The organism is Actinoplanes sp. NPDC049668 (genome assembly GCF_044465445.1).
Lineage (GTDB): Bacteria > Actinomycetota > Actinomycetes > Mycobacteriales > Micromonosporaceae > Actinoplanes.
The window spans coordinates 568435-584718 of sequence record NZ_JBITLR010000007.1 but is presented as its reverse complement, the minus strand read 5'-3'; the positions used below and the strand labels follow the sequence as shown (position 1 = coordinate 584718).

Sequence of the window (16284 nt, the reverse complement as noted above, 5' to 3'; positions counted from 1 at the left end):
GGCTGCGTCACCCGGCGAGTCATGCCCTACCCCCGAAACCGTAAACATCACGGGGTGCCCGGTATGTACTAGCTTGCGGCTATCGTCCAGCCTACCGCTCCGGCGCCGGAGATCAGTGGTAGATCGCCCGGTGCGCGGCGCCGACCGCGGCCTGGTACAGCCGCCCGGTCAGCGCCCGGTCCCTGGCCAGCGCCGCCCGGGCCGCGTTGGCGCCCGGCGCGCCGTGCACCCCGCCGCCCGGATGCGCCGACGCGCTCGCCAGGAACAACCGCTCCACCGGGGTGTCCGCGCGCCCGAGGCCCGGTATCGGCCGCAGGAACAGCTGCTGGAACGCCGCCGCCGTTCCACCGCCCAGCGCGCCGCCGACCAGCGACGGGTTCTCCCGCTCCAGACCGGCCGGCGAGAACACGTGGCGGCCGGTGACCAGCGCGCCGAAGCCCGGCGCGTACTCCTCCATCACCGCCTCCATCCGGGCCACCCGGGCGGCGATCTCGTCCGCCGTCCAGTGCCGGCGATGCGGCAGGTGGGTGTACGCCCAGGCCGACTCCGTGCCCGCCGGCGAGCGGGACTCGTCCGCCGTGGTCATCTGCCCCATCAGCAGGAACGGATCCGGCGGCGGCTCCCCGGTCGCCAGGTGCGCGGCGTAGCGGGTCAGCCCGTTCAGGTCGGCGCCGAGGTGCACGGTCCCGGAGCCGGCCGCGGCCGGGTTGCGCCACGGTATCCGGCCGTTCACCGCCCAGTCGACCTTGATGGTCGCGCCGTCCCAGCGGAAGAACTCCAGGTCCTGCGCGACCCGCGAGGGCAGCCACCGGGCGCCGACCAGGTCGAGATAGAGCGCCGGCGCCGGCACGTCGGCGAGCACCGCCCGGCGGGCCCGCCGATCACGCCCGTCCGCCGTGCGTACGCCCATGGCCCGGCCCCGCGCGACCAGCACGCGCGTCACCGGGGTCCGGTAGGTGATCCGGCCGCCGCGCTGCGTCAGGCGCCGGACCAGCGCCGAGGTGATCTGCCCGGCGCCGCCGACCGGCACCGGCCAGCCGACCTCCTGGCCGAGCATCGCCAGCAGCCAGCCGAAGACGCCGCCGCCGGCGTCCTCCGGCGACAGGTCGGTGTGCAGCGCGCAGCCCGCCAGCGCCAGCGTCGCGCCCTCGCCCCGGAACAGCTCCGAGCCCAGCCCGCGCGCCGACAGCAGCAGGCGGCGGGCCAGCCGCAGCGAGCCGCCGGCTCCCAGCCGCCGAGCCAGGCCCAGGCCCCCGCGCACCGGCGGGAAGGGCCGGAACAGCGCCTCCAGCAGCTGCGGGGAGACCTCGCGCCACTCCTGGTACGCGCGCCGCCAGCGCTCGCCGTCGCCCGGCGCGAACCGCTCCATCGAGGCCATCGTGGTCTCCAGGTCGCGGCTGACCGTCGCCGCCCGGCCGTCCGGGAGCAGATGGGTGAACACGTCCGGCGCGTGTGTCCACTCCAGCCCGTGCTCCCCCAGCTCCAGCGCCCTGAGCACCGGCGAGGCGTAGCCGAGCGGGTAGAAGGAGCTGAACAGGTCGCTGAGGTAGCCCGGCGCGGTGAGGTGTCCGGAGCGGACCGCGCCGCCCGCCTGCGGGGTCGCCTCGACGACCTCGACGCTCCAGCCGGCGTCCGCGAGCAGGTTCGCCGCGACCAGGCCGTTGTGCCCCGCCCCGATGACTATCGCGTCAACGGCTTCCACGCCGGTTGCCTCCCTGTCGTCAGCCCCAGACGGTCACGGTGCCGACCTCGGACTCCACGTCCACCGCGTACCTGTTGCGGGCGGTGACCCATCCGGCCGGGGCGACCAGCATCCCCGCCGCCGCCCGCGCCCGCCGGGTCCAGGGCACGGCCACCAGCGCCGCGCCGCCGCGCAGGCGCAGGCCGAGCGGGGTACCCGGCGGAATCGCCACCGCGATCTCGCCGACGCCGCCGGTCAGCTTGATCGGGACGGTACCGCGCGGCGCCGGCAGCCGCATGCTCACCAGCCCGGTCCCGGAGCCGAGCTCGACCCGGCGGATCCGCCCGGCGGCCAGGTCCAGGTGCTGCTCCCCCGCGCCGGCCGGCAGCCGGATGTCCCAGCGCACGGCCCGGTTGAGCAGGATCTCGACCGTGTCGGGGCCGTCCGCGCCGGTCGGCCGCAGCCCGAGCCGCACCCGGCCGGGCGTGCCGGTGACGGCGGGCGCCAGCCCGGAGTCGGCGGGCGTGCTGATCCGGTACAGCAGCCCCGGCAGGTCCGCGAGGCGCACCTCGACCCGGGAGGCGGCGTCCCGGACGACCAGGAAGGCGCCCGTACGGCCGTGCAGGGCGCCCGCGAGGACGTGCTGCTGCGGGCCGTCACCGGCCGGCATCTGCCGCGCGCCGAGCGTCGACACCGGTGCGCAACCGGCCAGGGTGCAGCTCGCAAGCAGGCCCGCGACCAGCAGAAACAAGGTTCGCGATCCGGCAGCTGGGTGACGGCGACGCTGCGCAATGGGCACCATCGGACAACCCGAGATCGGCTGAAAGGGTGACGGCGAAGCATCCAATTCCGGTCAGACTGTCCGAATGCGTTCTGCCGGTTTCCTCTCCGAGCCTCAGCGCCGCCTCGCCTGGCTGGGCTTCCTGCTCGCCGCCTTCCAGGCCCCGGTCGCGGCCCGGCTGGTGGACGACGCCACCTGGCTCTTCGCCGTCGTCGTCGCCCTCGTGGTCGCCACCGTCATCCTGGCCGACGACGCACAGCGCCGCCGCCCGCAGGCCGAGACCGAGGCCGAAACCGAGTAGGCCGGGTCAGCGGGCCTCGTGGCCCTCGCGGCCGTGCGTGCGGCGCCGCTCCTTGAGCTCGGCCTCGTAGAGGTGCCGCCGGCCGCCGGCCAGCTCGTCGCGGACGTCCCGCTCCACCGTGCGGAACTCGGCGTAGTACCCGTCGTCGAACTCCTCGACGAGCTGGAACGTCCAGTGGCCCGGCACGATGTTGCGGCCGATCAGCTCCCGCTGGATCCGCTGGGCGATCCCGGGCTGCCCGGCCTGCATGAACAGCGACACGGCCTCGTCGAGCTTGAAGTCGGCCTGCCCGGTCAGCTGGTGCACCTCGTAGAGGCACCCGCGCACCCGTTCGATCACCTCGAGCGCCTCGCTGAGCCGACCCAGCGCCTCGACCGTCGCGTCGCTCATCCCCTCCGGGCGCCGGTGCGCGTCATCGGGTTCCTCATGGTTCACAGCCGCCTCCGTCATCGCCGGTGTTCCGGCCTGCCACCGATCTGCAACGGTCGCGGGAACCCGTTGACTACCCCAGGATCCCTAACGTTCCCCCCATGAATGGCCTGTTCAGCGGCGCTGCCGCCCGCGCTGCCCTGCGTTCCGCCCACGCCTGCCTCGATGAGCTGATGAGCTCGGTCGGCGATACCGGCCTCGCGGCCGCGGCGGAGTCGCCGGGCCTGCTCGCCACCCTCGACCAGCACGTCGCGGGCGTCCGCGACAGCCTGTCGACGGACGTACGCCCGCTCACGGCCGTCATTCTCGCCGCGTACGCCGAGGGTGTCCGCGACGCCGCCTTCAAGCACGGCTGGGAGCCGCCGGCCGGCCCGGTCGACTGGACCGAGCAGGACTGGGTGCTGCACCGCCTGCTAGCGGTCTGCTCGCTCACCCGCACGCTGCCCAAGGACCGCTGACCGCCGGGCCGGCACCGGGACCCTCAGGTCTCGTCGTCGGCCCTCCGTGCCGGGATCACCTGGGTCCGGTCCGCGTCGTCGGCCGGTCCGCCCTGCCGGGGAATCACCTGCCGCCGCTCGGTCTCCGGAATGATCGCCGTCGTGTCCGGGTCGTCGGAGTCGTCCTTTACCGGCGTCGCGTCCTCGTCGCTGCCGTCAGGATCCGCGCCGGGCCGGGCCGGGCCGCCGCCGGTATCCGCGGTCGCGTCCGGATCATCGCCGGGCCGCGCGGGGTCGCCCCCGACATCCGCCGTCGCGTCCGGATCATCGCCGGGCTTCGCCGGGCCGCCCCCGGCGTCCGGCTCCGCCGCCGGGCGGGGCCGGGCGGGTACGCCGACCGTCAGCTGGGTCGTGGTCTCCGCGTCGGCGGGTGCGGTCTCCGCCGGCCGGAGTTCGCCGAATCCCGGTACCGGATGCGGCCGGTCGTCCTGGTCGCCGCGCCGCGGCAGCGGGATGATCTGCGTGGTCTCCGCGGCCGCCGCCTGCACGGCCCGCTGCCGCTCGGCCTCGGCCGCCGCGCGCTCCGCCTCCTGCCGGGCGGTCTCGGCGAGCGCCGCCTCCCGGGCGATCCGCTCCTGCTCGGCGACCCGCGCCTGCTCCGCGCGGCGCGCCTCCTCGGCCGCCAGCGCCGCCGCTGCCTCCTCGGCCGCCTTCTTCTCGGCGGCGGCCCGGGCCCGCTCGTCGGCGTAGTTGCGGGCGTGCTCGCGGATCGCCGCCGACTCGGCGCCGGCCCGCTCCAGCCAGATCTCCCACCGCTGCTGCATCGGCCGGATCAGCCCGCCGCCGACGCCGACGATGAGCACGCCCGCGACGGTGGCCAGCACGGCGATCAGGACCGGCTGGGTGACCGCCGTGGCGATCTGCACCTGCTCCAGCGCGGCGATGACGCCGAGCGCCACGATCAGCCAGTACGCGGCCTGCGCCAGCACCCGGCCGTAGGGCAGCCCGCCGAGCGCGCTGCCGATGAGGTCGCGGACGGCGCCGCCGATCGCCGCGGCGACCACGATGATGACGATCGCCACGAACGCCCGGGGCAGCCAGGCGACGAGCGCGGTGAGCAGGTCGCTGACCGCGTTCGGGCCCCAGATGCCGAAGGCCAGCTGCAGCGCGAACAGCAGTACCGCGTAGAAGGCGATCTTCGCGCAGAGGTCGCTCGGCTCGACCCGGCCGCCCAGGGCCCGGCCGATCGCGCCGCGCTCGACCGCGCGGTCGAAGCCGACCCGGCGCAGGGTCTTGCCGACCACCGTGCGGGCGATCCGGGCCAACACGTAGCCGACGATCAGGATGGCGATGAACGCCAGCGCGATCGGCACGAACAGCAGCACGGAACTCCACATGTCGCTCAGCGCATCGCTCAGATCGGGCCCGGTCATCCGCTCTCCTTCAACGCCCGCTACCCGCCCGGCGTGGACGGCCGGCCTGTGCCGACCATAGGTCGCCCGGGGCCGTACCGCAGCTCGGCGCGGCGATGTTTTCCCCGACCGGCCGGCGACGGTCGAACATGGATTCCGGTACGCCGGCCCTTGTCGACTATGCGACACCCTCGGCGGCCGGGGGCCGTCACGACGCCGCTGCGGAGAGTAGTCGCGCGAGGAGCCCTCACCGATGGCGACGGTCCCGGGCGCGAGCCGGATCATCGCAGCTCAGCAACGTGTCCGCGGCGGCAAGGGCCCGGCCGAGGTCGCCGCCGGGCGGGCGCACCGGGGCCGGATCTCACGCACCCGGACCACGCATCGTAAGATCTCGCCGGGACTGGTCCCGAGCGACACACCCAGTCCACCTACGCGTACCGGCCATAATCGGACGACCGTATGGTGCCCACATCGTCCGAACGGCCGAGGCGGGCTACGCTCATCTCATGGCCGGCATGGGGAGCCCTTCAGCGATGACCACGCTGCCCAACCAGACCGGCGCTCCGGCGGTGCCCGCCGTCGACTGCGCCGCGCGGGTCCGCGTCCACCCCTGGGCCGCCACCTCGCTGGGGCCGGCGCAGGCGTGGGATCCGGCCGTACGGGCGACGGTCGACGTGCTCCTCGCCTCCCCCGTGCCGATGGCGCTGGCCTACGGCGACGACCACGTGCTGGTCTACAACGACGCGTACGCGGAGCTGCTCGGCGACCGGCACCCCGACGCGCTGGGCCGGCCCGGCGCCGAGGTCTTCGGCGAGCAGTGGACCGCGCCCGGCGTCGGCGGCGTCGTCGAGGACGTCTACCGGACCGGCCAGCCGTTCCTCGAGGCCGAGACGCAGATCGCGGTGGCCCGCGGCAGCGCCGGCCAGGTCGAGCAGGCCTCGTTCACCCGCGGCCACTCGGTGGTCCGGGACGCGCACGACACCGTCGTCGGCGTGCTCACCGTCGCGGCCGAGACGACCCAGGTGACCCGCCGGCTGCAGAGCCTCGGCGACCTGACCGCCAAGCTGGCGACGGCGCTGACCATCGACGACGTGGCGCGCGTCGTCCTGGCCTACGCGATGGCCTCGTTCGACGTGGACCACTGCGTCTTCGCCGTCGACGACGGGCCGCAGTTCCGCTACGTGCGGCGCATCCGCGGCGAGATGATGGACGAGGCCGACGAGCGCCTGCCGCCGCTGTGGAAGCGGATCGGCACCGACGCCGCCTCGCCCCTGGTCGCCGCGGCGCAGACCGGCCGGCCCCTGTTCCAGCCGGACGGTTCGCCGCTCGCCAAGATCGCGACCGACCGGCACGAGCGCCGCATCCGGGCCCTGGCGGCCATGCCGCTGCGCACCGCCTCGCTGGTCGGCGCCCTGACCATGGGCTACCGCACGGCGCACACGTGGCTGCCGGCCGAGCGCGCGCTGCTCTACGCCGCCGCCGAACTGGTCGCCCAGGCCGCCGAGCGCGCCCGCCGATTCGAGGCGCAGCACGGCACGGCCCAGCTCCTGCAGCGCAGCATGCTGCCCGAGCACCTGCCGGAGCTGGAGCGGTTCCGGATCGCGGCCCGCTACGACGTCGGGGTGGACGGCAACGCCGCCGGCGGCGACTTCTACGACGCCTTCGAGCTCACCGACGGCCGCCTGGCCATCGTGCTGGGCGACGTGGCCGGCCACGACGTCCGCGCGGCCGCCGTGATGGGTCAGGTCCGGGCCGCGCTGCGCGCGCTGGCGCTGACCGACCCGGCGCCCGGCACGGTCCTCGCCGGGCTGGACCGCCTGGTCACCTCGCTCGGCGCGGAGTCGCGCAACGAGGAGATCTTCGTGACCGTCGTCTACGGCGTGCTGGACCTCGCCGACGGCACGATCACGGTGGCCAGCGCCGGCCACCCGCCGCCGGTGGTGCGCCGCCCGGGCCCGGCCGGCGGGCCGGCGACCGCGGAGCTCGTCGCGTTGCCGCCGGGCGCGCCGCTCGGCCTCGGCGGGCAGTGGCGCACGACGTCCCTGCGCCTCGAGCCGGGCGACTCGATCCTGCTGTTCAGCGACGGCGTGGTGGAGCGCCGCCACCGGCCGCTGAGCGACGGCCTCGCGGATCTGGTGGCCGCGGCCGCGGCGGCGAGCAGCGGCGACCCGCGCAACCTGTGCTCGCTGGCGACGGCGGCGGTGGCCGGCCGCACCGACGACGACGTGGCCGTGCTGGCCGTCGAGCGGGCGGTGGCCCTGAGCCGCTCGGCGACGATGCTGGTGCCGGCCGAGCCGACGGGCCCGAGCCGGGTACGCCAGTGGATGTCGGCCCGCCTGCGCGAGTGGTCGGTACCGGAGCCGGTGATCGGCGCCGCGATCCTGTGCACGAGCGAGCTGACCACGAACGCCCTGCTGCACGCGGGCACCCCGGCACAGGTGCACATCGACCTGAGCGCGGAGCGCCTGCTGGTCTCTGTTGCCGACACGGGTACCCGGGGCAGCGTCACCCGGGCCCGCACCGACACGCTGAGCAGCCGGGGCCGCGGCCTCGGCCTGATCGAGGAGCTGACCGACGCCTGGGGCACCGACCCGACGGTGCGCGGCTCGACGGTCTGGTTCGAAATGCTCATCCCGCCACGTTGATCCCGGCGGCGGGCGGCATGTTTTCGCCCGTCGCGGGGCAGTCTGACTGCCGTGCAGCTTTCCGATCTTCTGTTCGCCCTGTTCGGTGTGGCGGCCCTGCTGGCCGGCATCCTGCCGCGGGTCCTGGAACGCCGCCCGCTGTCCATGCCGATCGCCTTCCTCGCGCTCGGGATGCTCGTCTTCGCGCTGCCCATCGGGCTCCCGGAGATCGACCCGTTGGCCCGGCCGGAGCTGACCGAGCACCTCACCGAGGTGTGCGTGATCGTCGCGCTGATGGGCGCCGGCCTGAAGATCGACCGCCCGCTGGCCGGCCGCCGCTGGTCGTCGACGTGGCGGCTGCTGGCCGTCGCGATGCCGGCCACCATCGCGGCGATGGCGCTGCTCGGCTGGTGGTGGGCCGGCCTGGTGCCGGCGTCGGCGCTGCTGCTCGGCGCGGCCCTCGCGCCGACCGACCCGGTGCTGGCCGCGGAGGTCCAGGTCGGCGAGCCGACCGACGAGGAGGACTCCGAGGACGAGGTGCGGTTCGCCCTGACCTCGGAGGCGGGCCTCAACGACGGCCTGGCCTTCCCGTTCGTGTACGCGGCGATCGCGCTGGCCGCCGCCGCCGCGACCCACGAGAGCTGGCTGGCCGAGTGGATGCTGGTGGACGTGCTCTACAAGGGCGCGGTCGGCGTGGTCGGCGGACTGGTCATCGGCCGGCTGCTCGGCAAGCTCTTCTTCCGGGCGCCCCGCCACGAGCTGCGCCTGGCCCGGCACGCGGAGGGCTTCCTCGCCCTCGCCGCGACGTTCCTCGCGTACGGGCTGGTCGAGGTGGCGGGCGGGTACGGCTTCCTGGCCGTCTTCATCGCGGCGCGCGCCATCCGCTCGGCGCAGCGCTCGCACGAGTACCACCAGGTGCTGCACGACTTCGCGGAGCAGATCGAGCGGCTGCTGACCGTGCTGCTGCTCCTGCTGCTCGGCGGGGCCGTCGTCGGCGGCCTGCTGCTGCCGCTGACCTGGCCGGCCGCCCTCGCCGGCCTCGCGCTGATCCTGGTGATCCGCCCGCTGACCGGCTTCCTGTCCTTGCGGGGTGCGCCGGGCCGCACCTCCGAGCACTGGGTGATCGCCGCGTTCGGGATCCGCGGCATTGGTTCGTTTTATTACCTGGCCTATGCGATGAGCCATGCGACGTTCCCGAACGTGGATGTCATATGGGCGACAGTCGCATTAGTCGTGGTCGTGAGCGTGGTGTTGCACGGCGTTGCGGCCACGCCTGTGATGCGGCTTTTGGATAGGTCCAACGAACGATCCCGGACCCCGGAAGAACGACACTCTCAGTAATGATCGCCACGCTGAGTAATGCTTGCCTCGCGAACTCGTAGTTTATTTAGGACATTGAACCCGAGTATGGTGGCGGAGCGTATTCATACCTGTAAGGTGATCGGCACCTCCCCAGGCCGAGATTCCATGATGGAACGACAGGAAAGGTGCGGCCGATGCGAATTCGGGGCTTTGCGCCGGCGACCCCCTGCTGGGTCGAACTGGCGAGTGCGGATCCCGCACGGGCGGCGGATTTCTATGCCGGTCTTTTCGGCTGGGAACCGGCCGGCGACCGTTTCAAACTGGGCGGCCGCGCCGCGGCCGGCCTGACCCGGGCGCGCCCCGACCGGCCCGTCGGCTGGCTCACCTATCTCACCGAGCACAACCTCGAGGCGTCGATCACCCGGGTCCGCGAGGCCGGCGGCCGGCTGGTCACCCCGCCCGCGGACGGGCACGGCGGACGCTCGGCGCTGATCGCCGACCCGGCCGGCGCGCTGCTCGGCCTCTGGGAGAGCGGCGACTTCACCGGCGCGCAGGTGGGTGGCGAGCCGGGCACGATGACCTTCCCGGAGCTGCTCACCGACGACGCGGTCGCGGCGGCGGGCTTCTACGGCCGCGCCTTCGGCTGGCCGCTGCGCGACGAGTACGGCAGCGACGGCACCCGAGGCGAGTGGATCACCACCGCGCACGACGCGATGGCCGGCCTGGCGCCGAGCCGGGGCGGCAGCTGGTGGCGCGCGGCCTTCCAGGTCGCGGACTGCGCGGAGACCATCGAGCTGTGCCGCACCCTCGGCGGCGGCGTCATCGCGGGCCCGACGGACATGGGCTTCGGCAGCTACGCGGAGCTGCTCGACCCGTGGGGCGTCCCGTTCTCGGTGGCGGCGCCGGCGGCCCTGCCGGTCGAGCTCAGCATGTCGTTCACCCCGACGGCGGGCATGGAGCTGACGTTCGGGGCTTAGGTACAGGTCGGACGACAAGCAAGGCGCCGGACCCGGGTCCGGCGCCTTCTTCGTGTTCCGAGGTCGATGTCAACCATGGTTGACAGATCGGCTGTGTCAACATAGGTTGACAGCCATGACCGAAGCAACCGATCTCGCCGCGGCCGCGGGCAGCGCCGACCCACGGGTCGGCCTGCGCGCGGTGGTGGCGCTGCGCCGCCTCCTGGAGGGCCTCGAGCAGCTCCAGGTGGCCAACGCCCGCCGCAAGGGCTGGTCCTGGCAGGAGATCGCGGACGCCCTCGAGGTGACCCGCCAGGGCGTCCACAAGAAGCACGCCGGCCGCATGCCGATGCCGGACCCACGGGAGGGCTGAGATGTTCGAGCGATTCACCCACGCGGCACGAACCGCCGTCGTACGCGCCCAGGAGGAGGCCCGCGACCTGCGGCAGGCCCCGATCGGCACACAGCACGTGCTCCTGTCGCTGCTCGCGGACGCGGACGGCCCGGTGGCCTCGGCGCCGGCCCTGCGGGACCGCGGCGTCGACGCCGCCTACGTCCGGGCCGAGATCATCCGCCGCGTCGACGGTGGCGAGACGCCGTACCGGGACGTGCTGGCGGAGGCGGATGCGGAGGACGCGGCGGCCCTCAAGGCGATCGGCATCGACCTGGACGCGGTCCGACGGGCCATCGAGGAGAACTTCGGCCCCGGCGCGCTGCGCCTGCCGCGGGACACCGCGCCGAAGCGCCGGGGCCTGCTGCGCCGCTTCTACGGCAGCGGGCACACGCCGTTCTCGCCCCGGAGCAAGAAGGTCCTCGAGCTCTCGCTGCGCGAGGCGATCCGCCTCAAGCACAACTTCATCGCGCCGGAGCACATCATGCTCGGCATCCTGCGCGAGGGCGCGGGCCTGGCCGTGCAGATCCTGGCGGAGGCGGACGTCGACCTCGCCCGGCTGCGCGAGGACGTGACCCGCTCGCTGCGCGAGCAGGCGGCCTGAGCCCGAGCCGGGCGCGGGCAGGCCTATTCTGGCGGTCGCCTGGGTACTACCGCCGACCTGGGCGACCGCTGGAGGCAGGATGAACTACCGCGTCGAGTACAACGGCGACGACATCGATCTACCCACCCTCGACGCCGCGCTCGACAACGCCAAGCGCGTCATCGCCTCGGATCTCGGGCCGGTCAGCGGGTGGAGCGTCGAGCACGACGAGTCGATCAACGACTGGTTCATCCAGGGCGTCGTCGACGGCGAGGCCGTCGGCGCCACCGCCGTGATCACCGGACCGGAGCCGACGCTGACCGCGCACAGTTACCCCCGGCACGCGCCGGCACCGGCCGACGATCACGGCCGCCGGCGGGTCTTCACCGGCGGCACGCCCGCCGACGTGCTCGCCATGGCGGCGAACTGGCTCGCCGGGCGGCCCGAGGTGCGCGCCGTCGACGATCTGGGCTGGCGGTCCCGCGCCGACGGCTTCGAGCTGCGCCTCTACTACCGCGGCTGACCGGCGTGGATCCGGAAACCATCGCGGCGGTGCTCTTCGACATGGACGGCACCCTGGTCGACTCCGACGCGGCCGTCGAGCGCGCCTGGCGCAGCTGGGCCGCCGAGTTCGGTGCCGACCCCGACGCGGTGCTCGCGGTCGCGCACGGCGCGCCGGCCGAGCGCACCGTCCGGCTGATGCTGCCCGGCCTGCCCGAGGGCGACGTCGCGGGCGCCGCGGCCCGCCAGCTCGAGCTGCAGTACGACGACCTCTCCGACGTCGTGGCGACCCGCGGCGCGCTCGGGTTGCTGGCGGCCCTGCGGCTGCCCTGGGCGGTCGTGACCAGCGCCGACCTGCGGCTGGCCCGGGCCCGGCTGGGCGCGGCCGGCATCGAGGCGCCGGTGCTGGTCACGGTCGAGGACGTCCGGGCCGGCAAGCCGGATCCGGAGGGCTACCTGCGCGCGGCCGAGCTGCTCGGCGTCGCGGCGCGGCACTGCCTGGTGGTCGAGGACGCGGAGGTCGGCGTCGCCGCGGGCCGGGCGGCCGGCGCCCGGGTCGCCGCGCTCAAGGGCGTCGACGGCGACCTGCGCCTCGAGGACCTCGGCGGGCTGCACCGGCTGCTGAACCCGTGACGGCCGCCACCGCCGTACCGGTGGTATTTCAGATTTGAAAGAGTTATGGTCGTGCCATGACGCGACCGCTCAGCGACAGCCAGCAGCAGGCCTGGCGGGCCTTCGTGGAGAGCAGCTGGGCGCTGCACACCCGGCTGGAGGAGGACCTGCGCGCCGCCACCGGGCTGAGCATGGCGGACTTCCACGTCATGGTCGCGCTCTCCGAGGCGCCCGGGCGCCGGGTCCGGATGGGCGAGCTCGCCAGCCGGCTGGTCTTCTCGCCCAGCCGGTGCACCTACCAGATCACTTCGATGGCCAAGCGCGGCCTGGTCCGTAAGCAGAGCTGTTCCGACGACGGGCGCGGCCAGGAGGCCGTCCTGACCGAGGCCGGCCTGGCCGCGCTCACCGCCGCCGCGCCGCTGCATCTCGCCACCGTGCGGGAAACGTTCATCGACGACCTCGACGACGCCGAGATCGCCGCCATCACCCGCGTCTTCGGACGCCTGGGTCCGCGACTGCGCTCGCTGCCGGTCACAGCCTGAGGGAGAGAAATGCCCGCGATCACCGTCGACGACGTCCTGGTCCTGCCGCGCCTGCCGCGGCTCGACCCGGCCAACAGCAGGTTCCGGCCCGTGCACCGGCTCACCACGGCGCCGTCGGGCTACGAGGGCGAGGGCTTCCCCGTACGGCGCGCCTTCGCCGGGGTGCCGGCCAACGAGCTGGACCCGTTCATCCACCTCGACCAGATGGGCGAGGTCGACTACGCGCCGGGCGAGCCCAAGGGCACCGCGTGGCACCCGCACCGGGGCTTCGAGACCGTCACCTACATGATCGACGGCCAGATGGACCACCAGGACTCCAACGGCGGCGGCGGCTCGATCACCAACGGCGACACCCAGTGGATGACCGCGGGCGGCGGCATCCTGCACATCGAGGCGCCGCCGGAGCAGCTGGTCGCCAGCGGCGGGCTCTTCCACGGCCTGCAGCTCTGGGTGAACCTGCCCCGGGCGGCCAAGATGATCGCGCCGCGGTACCAGGACATCCGCGGCAACCAGGCGGCGCTGCTGACCAGCCCCGACGGCGGCAGCCTGATCCGGGTGATCGCGGGCGAGATCGCGGGGCACGCCGGTCCCGGGTCGACGCACACCCCGATCAACCTCGCCCACGTCACCCTCCAGCCGGGCGCCGAGCTCGACCTGCCCTGGCAGGCCGACTACAACGCGCTGGTCTACGTGCTCGCCGGCCGCGGCACGGTCGGCGTGGAGGCGCGCCCCATCCAGATCGGCCAGCTCGCCGCGCACGGCGCCGGAGACACGATCCGGGTCGCCGCCGCGAAGTCGCAGGACTCCAACGTCCCCGCGATGGAGCTGTTCATCATGGGCGGCCGGCCGATCCGCGAGCCGGTCGCGCAGTACGGCCCCTTCGTGATGAACACCCGCGAGGAGCTCATGCAGGCGTTCGAGGACTACCAGAAGGGCCGCCTGGGCGTCATCCCGGCGGACCGGCTCCCGCACACCGACTGACACCGCGCCGCCGGATCACCCGGGCCGTACCTGATCGCGCCCGGGTGCCCGGGACGGCCGCGGCCCGGCGAGCCCGGCGCCGACCAGCCGGGCGGCGGCCGCGGCGCGGCGCGTGACGCCGAGCTTGGCATAGACCCGGCCGACGTGGATCGACACCGTGCCGGGGCTCAGGAAGAGCCGGTGCGCGATCTCCTTGTTGGTCAGCCCCTCGGCGACCAGGGTGACGACCTCGGTCTCCCGCGCGGTCAGCGCGGCCAGCCCGCCGGCCTTGGCGCCGTCGCCCGCCGCCGACACCGCGGCGTCCAGCCGGCGCCGGGCCTCGCCGGCGCCGAGCCCGTCGCCCGCGCCGGCGAGCAGGTCGGCGGCGAGCCGGGCCGCGTCGGCCGCGGCCTCCGGGTCCGCGCCGAGGAGGGCGCGCGCCTCGGCCAGCGCCGCGTACCCCCGGATCCGGTGATCCGTGCTTCCCGCCGCCAGCCGCCGGGCCGACGCCGCGCACGCCGAGGCGGAGGCCGGGAACCCCCGCTCCGCGCAGGTCAGGGCGGCCAGTTCGAGCCAGCGGACCCGCACCAGCGGATCGCCGCCGGACGCGTCGAGGGCGCGGCCGAGCCGGTGTGCCGCGCTCGCGTCGTCGCCGAGCAGCCGCCAGGCCCGCAGCGCGGCGGCGCCGCCGCCGACCAGCCGGGACGCCACCGGGCCGTCCTGCTCGTGTGCCTGCGCGGCGAGCCGCGCCGCCGCCGCGGCGTCGCCCTGCCACATCGACGACCAGGCGAGGCACGCCGTCGCCTCGGCGAGGCACGCCGGGCTGCCGCTGCGCCCGGCGTCGGCGGCAGCCCGGTCCAGGCTCTCGACGGCACCTTGCAGGTCGCCGCCGAGCAGCCGCGCCCGCCCCGCGATCCCGTGCAGCGTGGCGAGCACGTCGTAACGGTTCGAGTACCGGGCGAGGGCCAGCATCCGCCCGGCGTGCCGCAGGGCGGCGCCGGACCGCCCAACCGCCAGCTCGGCCTCGGCCAGCCAGCGGACGTCCTCCAGCGCGGCGACGAGCCGGTCGTCGAGCATGGCGTCGACCAGGTCGGCCGCCTCGTCGAGCAGCGGGCCGGCCTCGGCCGCATCATCGAGCGACAGGCCGGTTCCAGCCGCCTCGTCGGCGCCCGCCGGGCCGGTGATGCGGCCGGCCAGCACGTGGATCGCCGCCGCCGCGACGTGAGGCGCGCCGCCGGCGGCCCGGTCAAGGACCTCGGCGGACCAGCGCCGCGCGGCCGCGGCGTCGCCGCGCAGCATCGCACCCGCAGCGAGCGCACCGGCCAAACCCACCTCCGCCGCGGCCGCGGCCGACTCTGCGGCGCCGGACGGCTCGGGGCACGGTTCCGGGCGCGCCGTGGCGCGCGTCGCCCGGAGTTCGCTGCGCAGCAGCGCGTCGGCCTCGGTGTGCCGGCCCAGCAGCTGCTCCGCACGGGCCGCGAGCACGACCGCCTCCGCCCGGCGCCCGGCGTCGGCGGCCGGCAGCTCGGCGAGCAGCCGGTGCAGCCGCCCGCGGCTCTCCGCCGGCCGGCCGGCCAGGCACAGTGCCCGCGCGCACCGCAGGCTCAGCCCGGCCCGCCGCTCCTCGGTCTGCGGCCCGGCCGGCAGCAGCCGCAGCGCCGCGGTGAGCCAGCGCGCCGCGTCGGCGGGCGCCCGGTCGGCCGCGCCGGCGGCGGCCCGGCTCAGCGTCTCGACGGCATCCTCGTCGCCGGGTGCGGCGCAGCGCTCGAGGTGCACGGCCCGCTCGGCCGCGCCGGCGCCGCGCTCGCGCAGCGCCGCGGCGGCCCGGCCGTGCGCGGCCAGCCGCCAGCCCGAGGGCGCCGACTCGTACGCGGCGGCGCGCACCACCTCGTGCCGGAACCGGAATCCGGCGCCGGTGTGTGCCGGGCGCAGCAGGTCGTCCGCGGCGAGCCGGTCCAGCGCGCGGTAGACCACGTCCGGCTCGCACTGGGCGACCGCGGCGATCAGTTCCGGGTCGGCCGGGTCGCCGGCCACCGCGGCGGCCCACACCACCAGCCGCTCGGTCGGCGAGCCGGCGAGCAGCTCCGGCTCGAGGGCGGTCCGGACGCGAATGGGCACGGCTCCGGGCGTACCGGCAGAGGCGAGCAGGTAGAGCGGGTTGCCCGCGGCCGCCTCGTGCAGCTCGGCCCGCCGGTGCGGTGGCGCCGAGGGCAGCAGGGCCGCCGACTCGGCCGGATTCAGCGGCCGCAGGGCGACCCGCCGCACCACCGCGGCGTCCGCGTCGGTGCGGGCCAGCGCCGCGGCGAGGTCGCCGGTGAGCTGCCGCGGCCGGTGCGCGAGGACGAGCAGCACCGGCCCGAGCGGCGGGTGCCGCAGCAGGTCGGCGAGCAGCCGCGCGGACGCCGGGTCGGCCCGGTGCACGTCGTCGACGATCAGCACGTGGCGCTGCCCGGCCGGCGGGCGCAGCACCTCGGCGAACGCCTCGCCCGGCGGCCGGTCGACGGGGACCTGCTGCCACGGCTGCGGGTGCCCGGCCGGCCCGGACCGCCAGGGCAGGACCCGCCAGCCGGCGTCGGCCGCGTGCCGGGCGAAGCGGGCCAGGAGCATGGACTTGCCCATCCCCGGATCACCGGCGACCTCGGCGACGACCCAGCGGCCGCCGGGCGCGCAACGGGCCAGCGCCCGGCGCAGCGCGCCCAGCTCGGCCTCCCGGATCTCGGTGTGGTCGTGCTTCTCGTCGGATCCGTTCCCGGTCATCTGTCCCCTGCCACC

Annotated in this window: 16 protein-coding genes; 11 read left to right on the top strand and 5 right to left on the bottom strand. The window is 75.2% G+C overall.

Annotated elements, in window-relative coordinates; all coding sequences use genetic code 11:
- Positions 1-112: 112 nt before the first annotated feature.
- Together ACIBSW_RS30705 and ACIBSW_RS30700 are read right to left on the bottom strand one after the other, a co-directional pair.
- The gene (locus tag ACIBSW_RS30705) at positions 113-1702 is read right to left on the bottom strand and encodes an NAD(P)/FAD-dependent oxidoreductase (protein ID WP_354728134.1); all 1590 of its coding nucleotides are present in this window, start codon (positions 1700-1702) and stop codon (positions 113-115) included.
- A gap of 19 nt (positions 1703-1721) precedes the next feature.
- Positions 1722-2432: a hypothetical protein gene (locus ACIBSW_RS30700; RefSeq protein WP_354728132.1), complete on the bottom strand. Its 711-nt coding sequence runs from the start codon at positions 2430-2432 to the stop codon at positions 1722-1724.
- Positions 2433-2547: 115 nt separating this feature from the next.
- Between ACIBSW_RS30700 and ACIBSW_RS30695 the strand changes: the two genes are divergently transcribed.
- Positions 2548-2763, top strand: coding sequence for a hypothetical protein (locus ACIBSW_RS30695; protein WP_354728130.1), 216 nt, complete (start codon positions 2548-2550; stop codon positions 2761-2763).
- 6 nt (positions 2764-2769) lie between these two features.
- On the opposite strand, the gene ACIBSW_RS30690 is transcribed toward ACIBSW_RS30695, so the two are convergent.
- Positions 2770-3213 (bottom strand): hypothetical protein, encoded by a 444-nt coding sequence (locus ACIBSW_RS30690; RefSeq protein ID WP_354728129.1) that lies wholly within the window; start codon positions 3211-3213, stop codon positions 2770-2772.
- Positions 3214-3293: 80 nt separating this feature from the next.
- Between ACIBSW_RS30690 and ACIBSW_RS30685 the strand changes: the two genes are divergently transcribed.
- The gene (locus ACIBSW_RS30685; RefSeq protein WP_354728127.1) at positions 3294-3650 is read left to right on the top strand and encodes a DUF6401 family natural product biosynthesis protein; all 357 of its coding nucleotides are present in this window, start codon (positions 3294-3296) and stop codon (positions 3648-3650) included.
- A 23-nt stretch (positions 3651-3673) separates the two neighbouring features.
- On the opposite strand, the gene ACIBSW_RS30680 is transcribed toward ACIBSW_RS30685, so the two are convergent.
- A complete protein-coding gene (locus tag ACIBSW_RS30680; RefSeq protein WP_404799505.1) occupies positions 3674-5062 on the bottom strand; it encodes a hypothetical protein in 1389 nt (462 codons plus the stop codon).
- 485 nt (positions 5063-5547) lie between these two features.
- On the opposite strand from ACIBSW_RS30680, the gene ACIBSW_RS30675 reads away from it, so the two are divergent.
- The 9 genes from ACIBSW_RS30675 (at position 5548) to ACIBSW_RS30635 (ending at position 13533) form a co-directional block, all read left to right on the top strand.
- Complete coding sequence (locus tag ACIBSW_RS30675) at positions 5548-7686, top strand: SpoIIE family protein phosphatase (protein WP_354728125.1); 2139 nt, start codon at positions 5548-5550, stop codon at positions 7684-7686.
- Positions 7687-7737: 51 nt separating this feature from the next.
- A complete protein-coding gene (locus ACIBSW_RS30670; RefSeq protein WP_354728123.1) occupies positions 7738-9006 on the top strand; it encodes a cation:proton antiporter in 1269 nt (422 codons plus the stop codon).
- Between the two features lie 155 nt (positions 9007-9161).
- Entirely contained in the window at positions 9162-9944 is a 783-nt protein-coding gene (locus ACIBSW_RS30665) for a VOC family protein (RefSeq protein ID WP_404799504.1), read from the top strand.
- A 115-nt stretch (positions 9945-10059) separates the two neighbouring features.
- On the top strand, positions 10060-10296 hold the full coding sequence (locus tag ACIBSW_RS30660) for a helix-turn-helix domain-containing protein (protein WP_354728121.1): 237 nt from the start codon (positions 10060-10062) through the stop codon (positions 10294-10296).
- Between the two features lies 1 nt (position 10297).
- Positions 10298-10918 carry a Clp protease N-terminal domain-containing protein gene (locus ACIBSW_RS30655; RefSeq protein ID WP_354728119.1) on the top strand — a complete coding sequence of 207 codons (621 nt, stop codon included), beginning with the start codon at positions 10298-10300 and terminating at the stop codon, positions 10916-10918.
- Between the two features lie 79 nt (positions 10919-10997).
- Complete coding sequence (locus tag ACIBSW_RS30650) at positions 10998-11420, top strand: hypothetical protein (protein WP_354728117.1); 423 nt, start codon at positions 10998-11000, stop codon at positions 11418-11420.
- A gap of 5 nt (positions 11421-11425) precedes the next feature.
- Positions 11426-12031, top strand: a complete 606-nt coding sequence (locus ACIBSW_RS30645) for an HAD-IA family hydrolase (RefSeq protein WP_354728115.1) — start codon at positions 11426-11428, stop codon at positions 12029-12031.
- Positions 12032-12087: 56 nt separating this feature from the next.
- Positions 12088-12552 carry a MarR family transcriptional regulator gene (locus ACIBSW_RS30640; RefSeq protein WP_354728113.1) on the top strand — a complete coding sequence of 155 codons (465 nt, stop codon included), beginning with the start codon at positions 12088-12090 and terminating at the stop codon, positions 12550-12552.
- A 9-nt stretch (positions 12553-12561) separates the two neighbouring features.
- Positions 12562-13533, top strand: coding sequence for a pirin family protein (locus ACIBSW_RS30635; protein ID WP_354728111.1), 972 nt, complete (start codon positions 12562-12564; stop codon positions 13531-13533).
- Positions 13534-13548: 15 nt separating this feature from the next.
- On the opposite strand, the gene ACIBSW_RS30630 is transcribed toward ACIBSW_RS30635, so the two are convergent.
- Complete coding sequence (locus ACIBSW_RS30630) at positions 13549-16269, bottom strand: LuxR C-terminal-related transcriptional regulator (RefSeq protein WP_354728109.1); 2721 nt, start codon at positions 16267-16269, stop codon at positions 13549-13551.
- Between the last annotated feature and the right edge of the window lie 15 nt (positions 16270-16284).

Bases quoted from the DNA above. Each gene is read 5' to 3' on its own strand.
- ACIBSW_RS30695 (WP_354728130.1), top strand. From the start codon at position 2,548: ATGCGTTCTGCCGGTTTCCTCTCCGAGCCTCAGCGCCGCCTCGCCTGG.
- ACIBSW_RS30690 (WP_354728129.1), bottom strand. From the start codon at position 3,213: ATGACGGAGGCGGCTGTGAACCATGAGGAACCCGATGACGCGCACCGG.
- ACIBSW_RS30685 (WP_354728127.1), top strand. From the start codon at position 3,294: ATGAATGGCCTGTTCAGCGGCGCTGCCGCCCGCGCTGCCCTGCGTTCC.
- ACIBSW_RS30680 (WP_404799505.1), bottom strand. From the start codon at position 5,062: ATGACCGGGCCCGATCTGAGCGATGCGCTGAGCGACATGTGGAGTTCC.
- ACIBSW_RS30675 (WP_354728125.1), top strand. From the start codon at position 5,548: ATGGCCGGCATGGGGAGCCCTTCAGCGATGACCACGCTGCCCAACCAG.
- ACIBSW_RS30665 (WP_404799504.1), top strand. From the start codon at position 9,162: ATGCGAATTCGGGGCTTTGCGCCGGCGACCCCCTGCTGGGTCGAACTG.
- ACIBSW_RS30660 (WP_354728121.1), top strand. From the start codon at position 10,060: ATGACCGAAGCAACCGATCTCGCCGCGGCCGCGGGCAGCGCCGACCCA.
- ACIBSW_RS30655 (WP_354728119.1), top strand. From the start codon at position 10,298: ATGTTCGAGCGATTCACCCACGCGGCACGAACCGCCGTCGTACGCGCC.
- ACIBSW_RS30650 (WP_354728117.1), top strand. From the start codon at position 10,998: ATGAACTACCGCGTCGAGTACAACGGCGACGACATCGATCTACCCACC.
- ACIBSW_RS30640 (WP_354728113.1), top strand. From the start codon at position 12,088: ATGACGCGACCGCTCAGCGACAGCCAGCAGCAGGCCTGGCGGGCCTTC.
- ACIBSW_RS30635 (WP_354728111.1), top strand. From the start codon at position 12,562: ATGCCCGCGATCACCGTCGACGACGTCCTGGTCCTGCCGCGCCTGCCG.
- ACIBSW_RS30630 (WP_354728109.1), bottom strand. From the start codon at position 16,269: ATGACCGGGAACGGATCCGACGAGAAGCACGACCACACCGAGATCCGG.